At 35.0% G+C, this 9554-nt stretch carries 6 protein-coding genes; 1 reads left to right on the top strand and 5 read right to left on the bottom strand.

The genetic code is table 11. The annotated features are described in order from the left end of the window. A partial coding sequence (locus PLZ15_15260) for a hypothetical protein (GenBank protein HOI31103.1) occupies nt 1-487 on the top strand: 487 nt, incomplete at its 5' end. Between the two features lie 189 nt (nt 488-676). On the opposite strand, the gene PLZ15_15265 is transcribed toward PLZ15_15260, so the two are convergent. The 5 genes from PLZ15_15265 to PLZ15_15285 all read right to left on the bottom strand — a co-directional run bounded on the left by PLZ15_15265 (nt 677) and on the right by PLZ15_15285 (nt 9143). Continuing rightward, nucleotides 677-1051, bottom strand: coding sequence for a response regulator (locus PLZ15_15265; protein HOI31104.1), 375 nt, complete (start codon nt 1049-1051; stop codon nt 677-679). Nucleotides 1052-1079: 28 nt separating this feature from the next. Further along, entirely contained in the window at nt 1080-4100 is a 3021-nt protein-coding gene (locus tag PLZ15_15270) for a PAS domain S-box protein (GenBank protein ID HOI31105.1), read from the bottom strand. Nucleotides 4101-4115: 15 nt separating this feature from the next. Continuing rightward, on the bottom strand, nt 4116-4490 hold the full coding sequence (locus tag PLZ15_15275; protein ID HOI31106.1) for a response regulator transcription factor: 375 nt from the start codon (nt 4488-4490) through the stop codon (nt 4116-4118). A 156-nt stretch (nt 4491-4646) separates the two neighbouring features. Next, entirely contained in the window at nt 4647-5294 is a 648-nt protein-coding gene (locus PLZ15_15280; GenBank protein ID HOI31107.1) for a response regulator transcription factor, read from the bottom strand. Between the two features lie 3 nt (nt 5295-5297). Further along, entirely contained in the window at nt 5298-9143 is a 3846-nt protein-coding gene (locus PLZ15_15285; protein ID HOI31108.1) for a PAS domain S-box protein, read from the bottom strand. Nucleotides 9144-9554: the final 411 nt, after the last annotated feature.

Below are 9554 nucleotides of genomic sequence, written 5' to 3' on the forward strand. Positions count from 1 at the left end.
CTCAGACGATATTTACAAGGACGGCAAACCGAACAAAGAAATCTATGCCTATGTATTGAAGGACCGTTCGGACTGTTTTAATGGAAAGATCTTCCTATTCCCGACGTTCAAGAATTTCAAACCGATTATTGATTTTATCCAGGGCTTACCGGTAGGGGAGATAGCAGAAGAAACCGCAGGAAATATCATCCCCACTGAAAAAGAGTATTACGAACGTCAGCTAATGAAGAAAATCGAGTCGGAAAAAATCGAAGCGGTTTTTGAACTTAATAATCTCGGCTCTCCGCGCTCTGCAGACGAAAAGAAGTTAAAGACGATGATCATTCAGAAGATCTTCGGCACCACCAGCAAGACCGAAATTGAAAAGCTTGACGGACCAAAACTGAATTTCCTGCGTCAGGAACTCGAGGAATTTTTCACAGAATACAATACCCGGGAAGACAAAGCGGAATTTATTGAAAGCTATAACAAGGTCGTTGCAGCTTAATAATTTAACCAAAACTCAACCGCCGGGACACTCCGGCGATAGTCTATTTATAAAATTATATAGCTTACTTAAAAAAGAGGGGACATCCTGCAGGTTTTTTGCAGAGGGCATTCACTGTGCAGGATGTCCCTGAGGGGTTTTGAGGGTTGAATAGGTGCTTCATTCTAAAATCATTTTTTATTTATAAACTCAATTCCGGTTCTCATTTAATAGATATTTTACAGAATTCATTAATACGTTATTTGGCACTGGCTTGGTAACAAATAGATCTATTCCTGAATCCATCGCCGTTTTCCTGTCCTTTAAAAATGCATGCGCTGTAAAACAGAGAATTGGAGTGCTTTGATATGTGGAAGATTGCCTGAAATTTTTAGTCAACTCTAATCCCGAAATCCCACCCTTTATCGAGATATCCAGAATTATTATATCAAATCCTTTGCCTGATGTCCCTTCATAAAAATCTTCTGCGGATTCAAAGGTCTCTATCTCAAATTCCTTATGAAAAAGTCTGTATAATACTTTCTGTGTAAGGTAATCGTCCTCTATGATTAACATCCTCTTCATTTTTCCATTTCTCTTTAATTACTCCAATTTATTTATCACTCTCTTGTTGAAATGTTACTTTAAATGTCGATCCCATTCCTTTCTTGCTCTTTACTTCAATTGTTGCATCGTTATATTCGCAGTACTTCTTTACTAGCGATAAACCTAATCCGTTTCCGTCAAATGACCTGCTGTATCCCTGCTCCTCTTGACTAAATGGCTCAAAAAGTCTCTTCTGAAATTCCTCGCTTATTCCAATCCCCGAATCCTTTACCAATACATAAACATTCCCTTTGGTGTTTCTATTGGCCTCAATTTGAATCTCGCCTTCCTTTGTATATTTAATCCCGTTGTCAATCAGGTTTGCAAATATCTGTGTTATCGCGTACTCATCACCGTGTATTTTTAATCCTTCTTTTATTGGATTAAATGTAAGTTGTAAATTCTTGATTTTTGCAAAAAGACGGTGCTCGTCTACTAATTTCTGCAATAACAGATTTATATTAACTTCTTCTTTATTTAATCTGTATATGCCGGTTTGAATCTCGGCTGAGTTTAATATTAAACTTATCGTTCTAATTATTCTCTGGCTCGCTAATTCTATGCTTGTAAACACGTCATCATAATCAGTTGGAATTATATGTCCGAAATCATCTTTGAGTATTTCTGCATTGCTCGCAATAATATTCAATGGTGTCCTGATCTCATGCGACATTTGCGATAAAAACTCTGTCTTTAAATTATCTGATATCTCAGCTTTCTCTTTTGCATCTATTATTTCTTTAAGAAGTTTTTTCCTCTCTGTTATATCCTCTTCAATTGCAACAAAGTTTGTCACATTCCCACTGTTATCTACAATCGGTGATATTGATGCATTAGCCCAGTAAGTTTCACCATTTTTCTTTTTATTTAATAATTCACCCTGCCAGGTTTTCCCTTCTAGTATTGTTTTCCATAAGCTTTGATAAAATGCTTCATTATGGTTCCCTGATTTTAATACTCGAGGCGTCTTTCCTTGTAACTCATTTAGTTGATAGCCAGTTAAAGAACTGAAATAGGGATTAACATACTCAATCATACCTTCTGAATCTGTAATTACTACACTGGTTGAACTCTGCTCAATTGCACGGTTAAGCTTTTTTAATTCTTCCTCAGCTTTTTTACGCTCATCAATATCTCTTAATATATTATTTGCCTTTAAAAAATCCCCCTTAATATCAAATTCTAAATGTGTTATCTGCTCTACCCAGAATTTTGTCCCGTCTTTTTTCTCTACTTGAAATTCCAGCGACATTTCAGATCTTTTTTCTCGCATCCATTCTCTATATTTCATGGTTACAAAATCTCTATATTCTTTTGCAACTATCCGGAATGATACTTTATTTTGTAACTCCATCTCTTTATATCCGCTCAAAGTGTATAATCCAGGATTGCAATATTTAAATACTCCGTTTCTATCTGTCTCATAATAGGCCTGGTTTAACGATTCAACCAGAGATCTGAATCTTTTCTCACTTTCTTTAATCGATTTTTCATTCTTTTTTCTGTCCGTTATATCCATGTTGATTACTATCGCTGCCAGAACACTTCCGTCCGATTTAATTATTGGTATAGCAGAATTAAGTATTATTTTGTGTGTCCCGTCAAAACATTCTATCTCTATCTCTTCATTTAATGAAATTTCTTTTTTAGTAATTGCACGGGCTGCTGCCCATTCTTCTGCTTTTATTAAATTTCCGGTTTCTGCCCACCATCCTTTGTATTCATTAAACTTTTCAACACCAACAAATCTGGCACCTGCCCATATTCTCTGTCCCTCTGGATTTCCGTGGATTATCATCCCGTCCTTGTCTATTATCCATAATCCTACAGGTATTGTTTTGATAACATTTGCTAAAAGATATGTCTGATCATGCAGTTGCTTCTCAAATATTTTCCTTGAGGTTATGTCAAACATATATCCTATTATCTGTGTTAGGTTCCCTTTCTTATCAAAAGATCCAATTACATTCTCTATTACCGTGATTTCAGATCCATCTAATGCAATTAAGTTCGACTCTATGTTCGATAATTTCTTCTTCTCTTTTAAAACTATTAGGAATTTTTCTCTTTCTGCTTTATCTGTGTAAAAATCGAACGCGTTCCTCCTTAAAAGTTCTTCCTGACTATTTGCCCTGAGTATATTAACTAATGAATTATTGCAGTATAGCAGTGTCCCGTCCGGGGTTGTGATATAATCGCCGGTTAAATCCTCCTCTACAAACCGACGGTAATGCGATTCACTTATTTTTAACTTTTCTTCAACCTCTTTCTTCTCTGTTATGTCACTCACAACTCCAACTGAACCGATGACTATATGATCGGTGTTATATACCGGCGAACCGTTTATTCTTACCCATATCGTCTCACCTGTCTTTTTTAATCCTCGTACTTCATAACTGTCCGTGATCCCTTTTAATCTCGACTTGTTTTTTTCAAGTATTAATCCACGGTCATCCGGATGCTCTAAAATATTATAAGCTATTTGTCCAATAAGTTCCTTCTCTGTGTATCCGTAAATATCACTCACTCTTTTGTTTATAAAAAGGATTCTGTCTTCCCGATCTGTCCAGATTATTCCTTCTCCCATCGTTGAGAAAATTAATTTGCTCTGTTCAGTGCTCCTTCTGAATTCATACTCCCTTTTTTTCCTCTCAATTGAAAAACTTATTGAATTTTTAAGAGATTCTTTTGTTATTTTATTCGCATCTAGTATGTCCTGGCACCCCATCCTTATTGCCTCAGTGGAAAAAGTACTCTCATTATTTTGCGTTATTATAATTATCGGGGCTCGTTCGAAAAGTCTACTAAGAATTTCTAAATTCTGCAGGTCCTTGGTCTTGTCCGCATTAAGATAATAGAACACAACATCAATCGAGTTTTTGGGAATATGAATCCTTACTTCTTCAATTCTCTTGCGCCACAGTAAATTAGTCCTGTATGATTCAGTCTCTTTCAGTATCCTGTTAATAATGTCTGTTTTTTCGGAACTTTCAGAAATATTTAGTACTGTTAATAAATTCTTTAGCAATGCTTTTACTTAATCCTAATTTTTGTAAAGTAATGAATTTATTGTCTCTGGTAATCGCTTGAACATTTCTTTCTTGTTAATGAAATAATTTGCCCCAGCTGTAACCGATTCGCTTTCATACTCGGGTCCTTCATAAATTGTAAGTATTATTATCGCTGTATAATTATTCTGCTTCTTAATCTCTCTTGTAACCTCAAATCCGCTTATCCCTGGTAATCCTATATCAATTAACGCAAGGTCTGGCTTAATATAATTGGCTATTTCTAATCCTTCCTCTCCGTCCGCCGCATAATGAATTTCGATACTAGGATAAAGATCCTTAAGCCACGAGCTTAATGATAACCTAAGTGCCATGTGGTCTTCTATTATTAGAATCGACTTTGTCTCCATAAAACTACGCCGCACTAATACCCCTATTTTTTTATCGCACCCTAAAAATATAGGATAGTAGGTTCGTATTTTATGTAAGGGAAGTCTGAAAAGTTTTGTAGGGGAAGTTTAAATTCTGTACTGTTTTACTATAATAAGTCTTTTATTCAAATCCTATTATTGGATTAATCCGTGTTGAAGAGCAAATTTTACTAAACTTGGTATATCTTTTACACCTAACTTCTGCATTAATCGGCTTCGGTATGTCTCTATTGTTTTTACAGACAGATATAACATGGATGCAATTTCTGTACTAGTCTTTCCTTCTGCAACAAGTTGTAATACTTCTCTTTCTCTTGTGCTCAAGCTTTCTAGAGGACTTTTCTTTTGCCCGGCATTTCTTACAAATATGTAGCTGTCTATTAGAATGTCGTCTACTTTTCTAGATAAATATCTTCTTCCTGCCATTACTGCATGTACGGCTTCTTTAACTTCGGCACCGGCTGATTCTTTTAATAAGTAGCTCATCGCGCCCGCCTGTAATGACCTGAAAATATCTTCCGAAGTCGAGTGCATCGAAAGAATTATTATTTTGATCGCAGGATTTTCCTCTATTATTCTTCTGGTTGCTTCAACCCCGTTCATATTTGGCATTGCTATATCCATCACTACCACATCTGGTTTTAATTCAACCGCAAGCTTGTATGCTTCCTTTCCGTCAGTAGCTGTGCCTATTACCTTCAAGCCTGCTCCGGTACTTAGTATCATCTCTAGTCCGTCTCTTATTATTGCGTGATCATCTGCAATCAATATTCTTATTTCCATCTGCTATCTTCCTATCTCAATTATCACTACTGTCCCTTTCCCTGGTTCAGAACTTATCTCTAATTTACCGCCAATTAATTTCATCCTTTCTTCTATACTCGACAACCCAAAACTAATTGAATTTTTCATCTCACGCACTTTTTTCATACTGAATCCTATTCCGTCATCCTTTACTTCTATCTTAATAGCTTCAGGTTTTTCAATAAGTTCAATTTTTACATTTTCTGCCCTGGCATGTTTCGATATATTATGAAATACTTCTTGTATCGACCTGAATATTATATATCCTGTGTTTATTGGCAGCTCTTTTTCCAGATCTTTGCCGTTATATATTACATTTATTTTTGTCCTCTCGGCAAATTTATTAATGCTCCAGTTAAGAGCCGCATTTAATCCGTAGTCTTCCAGTACAGTAGGTCTTAACTCAACCATTATATCTCTTATCTGATCTATCGTTTCGTTAAGTATAACAAGTGAATCATTTAGCCTGGTGGTCAATTTTTCACTCGCTTCGCCCGGTAATTGTGAAATAATATAATTTAAATTGATTGTCAATGCCGTTAAATTCTGCCCGACTTGATCATGTAATTGTCCGGATGCTGATTTTCTCATTATCTCCTCGGATTCAATCAGTCTGTTCATTAATATTCGTAATTGCTCTTCTGCTAATTTTCTTTCTGTAATATTGTGTACTATTCCGAATATACCTGTTACTTTATTGTCTTTGACTTCCGCTACATTTGTAAATTCTCCAACTAGATATTCTTCATTTTTTTTTCGTACCCTTAATTCCATTGTAAATAGACGCTTATCTCGTATTAAATTGTCAGGAATCTTGGTCTTTTCTATGTCTTCTGGATGAATTAATAATTTGAAAGGCCTGCCTATCCATTCACCTATTTCCCAGCCTGTTATATTTTCAAATACGGGGTTTAGTGATGTGATGATCCCTTCAGGGTGACTAAGTGAATAAATTACGTCTGGTGCTGTATCTACTAGTTTTTTGTATTTTTCTTCACTCTTTTTTAGTAATTCATCAGATTTTAATTTATCAAGTGCGATTACTAATATTTCAGATAACATTTTTAGTAATACTATGTCCTCAGGCATCCATTCCTTATAATTCTTTACAGAATCAAATCCTATGAATCCTTTTAATTTTTTCCTAGTCGAAAGCGGTACTACTACTAACGATTTTATTTCCTGCGCCTCAAGAATCACTTTTTCTTCTCTCGCTTCCTCTGGTAGGTTTTCTACTCTTGGTATATGAATGGTCTCATTTCTCTTTAATGATTCCATCCACCATGGTATTATACTAGTTGGTATTTTTTTCAAATTATCAATTTGCGGCGTTATTCCTTCTCCGCACCATTCGTGTGTATTATCGCATATACTTAAATCCTCTGAAAAAATAAATAAATATGTCCTGTCTACCTGTGCTACTTTTCCAACTCTCTTTAAGGCCTCATTTATTTCTCTGTCTATGGTCATTTGCGAAATATTTAAAAATCGTGAAGAAATAGATGCAATTGACAACTCAAATTCTAATCTCTTCTTTAATCCTGATTCAATAATTTTTCTTTCCGTTATATCTGTTAGTGAACCTACAATTAATGTTGTAACCCCATTCTCAACTACTGGTGCTTCTCTTACTTCTACCCAGACCTTTTTTCCGTTTTTATGAACAAGTTCAAGTTCGTATGTACCCTGTGGCTTCCCGCATTTTATTGCTTCCAGTGTCTTCTGAATTCCGATTTTATTTAATGGGTTGTCCGATACAAAATTAGTCCAGGCTCTAAAACCCTCATCTGTATTATATCCCAATATATCCTTTAATTGAGGACTTACATATTTTATATTCTGCTCTGTATCGTGTGAGTAAAAAAGATTTGTACTGTGATCAATTATGTTCTTTAATTTTTTCTGGCTCTCAACCAAATCCCGTTCATTCATCTTTCGTTCAGTTATATCTTCAGCAAAAATTATTAATCCGCCAATCTGATCTCTTGTCTTGTACCAGGATTTTATTTCTCTTCTGAACCATCGAATATTCCCGTTTTCTCCTTCAAGCTTATCTTCGAATGGATCAATTACCTCTCCGTTTAAACATCTTTTATGCATTTCACGCCATCTTTTCGGTAATTCGGGAAATAGATCGTAATGAGAAGATCCCATTATTGTTTTACTTCCTAATCCGTAGTCAGTAAGCCATCGTTTACTTGTTGCTATATATCTCATATTCGTATCAAGCATTGCAATAGCTGCAGGTGTATACTCAATAAATAGTCTCAGCTTCTCTTCGCTTTCTCTAAGTGCTGCTTCAGTTTTTACTCGCTCAGTTATATCTCTCACTAATCCCATATAATATCTTATACCTTTCAAGTCAAAACAGCCGAATTGTACTTCAATCGGAAACTTACTCCCGTCTTTTCTTTTATGGTGACCCAATAATTGCATCGAATTTCCTGGCATTATTTTTATCCATTCTCTCTGGGCACTCTCTAAATTAAAATCCGTTTCAATATCGAATACAGTCATGTTTAATAACTCTTCTCTTGTATAACCAATAGAACTGCAGGCTCTTTCATTCACATCTACAAATTTTCCTCTAAAATCGTGAACAAAGAGCGCATCAGCTGCCTGGTTGATATATGCCCGGAACCTTTCCTCGCTATCCCGTAAAATTGATTCAACACGCTTGCGTTCCGTAATATCTCGCGCTATCCCTTCTATTGCGACTAATTCACCCTTATCGTCAATTATCGGTACATTTCTTTGCTCAGTGTAAATAACAGTTCCGTCCTTCTTCACCCATCTTAATTCAATAGGCTGATTAATTTCTTTACCATTGTTCGAGATTTTTTCTAATATCCTTTTGTCCTCTGGATGAACTAGTTTAAAACCTAAATCTGGATCAGCATAATGCTCTTCAGGTGTGAATCCGGTTATTTTTGTCGCTGCATTATTGACAAGCGTAAATCCTCTATTCGGTTTGAACTCGTAGCGGTAAATCAAATCTTCTGCATTGTCTATCAACCTTCTGAAACGCTCTTCACTCTCAATCAGCTTTTTTTCGGCATTAAATTGTTCTGTGATGTCTATTGCCATTACCAACCTGTAATTTCCCTCGCGTCGCGTGGGAAGGCTATGTGAGCTTATCTCAACATTAATTATTGTCCCGTCTTTTTTCTTATGTCTGAATACTCGGCTTCTTTGAATTATTTCTCTTTCTTTCTTGATGTTCTCTATTAGCATCGGAACATCTTCAGAAGGCCTTATATCTGTTAATGTCATATTTAAAAAATCATCCCTTGAATACCCGTAGTTTTTTGTTGCTGAATTGTTAACAGAAATGAATTTTAAAGTGTCTACGTCATATATCCACATCGGGAGTGGGTTATTATCAAATAATATCTTATATGTATCTTCACTAATTAAGTTATCTCGGTTCTCATCTTTCAGCCCTTTACTTTTTTTATTTCTTCGTTTTTCAATCCCCATTTCAATTATTCGATTCTTCTTTTCATCAATTATGATGCGCGTATTAAAATAACCCTTAAATTTATTCCCCGTTTTTTTAATAAAAGTAGTTTCACCTGAATATTCCTTTTTAGTTAATATTGCTTTTATTATGCCTTGTGAATTTTCATCAGACAAATCAATTATTAATTGAATATTCTGTTTAGTTATTATAGATCTATTATATCCTAACAGTTCTTCACCTTTAATATTGATATCTAATATTATCCCGTCCGTATTCAGAAGCAAAATTGTATTTGGATTGTAAGCATAATATTGTTTTGCTATTCCAATAAATCTTCTACTTTGTTTTTGCTTTACTCCATTCATAATATTTCCGAATTGATAATTGAAAACCTTTTTATCTAATTCCTAAATTTTCGATTAAAATAACAAAATCAATAAATAAAATCTTTATTATTTACTATTTACAAGCATAGAAATTCTTCTCTTCAACCATCTTACCGCAAATTGAAAAGCTTGACGGACCAAAACTGAACTTCCTGCGTCAGGAACTCGAGGAGTTTTTCACAGAATACAACACCCGAGAAGATAAAGCGGAATTTATTGAGAGTTACAACAAGGTCGCTGCAGCTTAATAAGTCACTCCATAATAAACCGTCGGATAACTCCGGCTGTATCCTATTAATAGACTCATATTTTTTTTAATGTCTTTAATGTTCGTCTAACAAATAATTCTATTTGATATTAGGATAATATGTATTATTATGATCCGGATTT

It is taken from the genome of Melioribacteraceae bacterium (genome assembly GCA_035362835.1).
Classification (GTDB): domain Bacteria; phylum Bacteroidota; class Ignavibacteria; order Ignavibacteriales; family Melioribacteraceae; genus DSXH01.

What these genes read in the sequence shown, in the direction of transcription:
- PLZ15_15275 (HOI31106.1), bottom strand. Translation starts at nt 4,490, where the DNA reads ATGGAGACAAAGTCGATTCTAATAATAGAAGACCACATGGCACTTAGG.
- PLZ15_15265 (HOI31104.1), bottom strand. Translation starts at nt 1,051, where the DNA reads ATGAAGAGGATGTTAATCATAGAGGACGATTACCTTACACAGAAAGTA.
- PLZ15_15280 (HOI31107.1), bottom strand. Translation starts at nt 5,294, where the DNA reads ATGGAAATAAGAATATTGATTGCAGATGATCACGCAATAATAAGAGAC.
- PLZ15_15285 (HOI31108.1), bottom strand. Translation starts at nt 9,143, where the DNA reads ATGAATGGAGTAAAGCAAAAACAAAGTAGAAGATTTATTGGAATAGCA.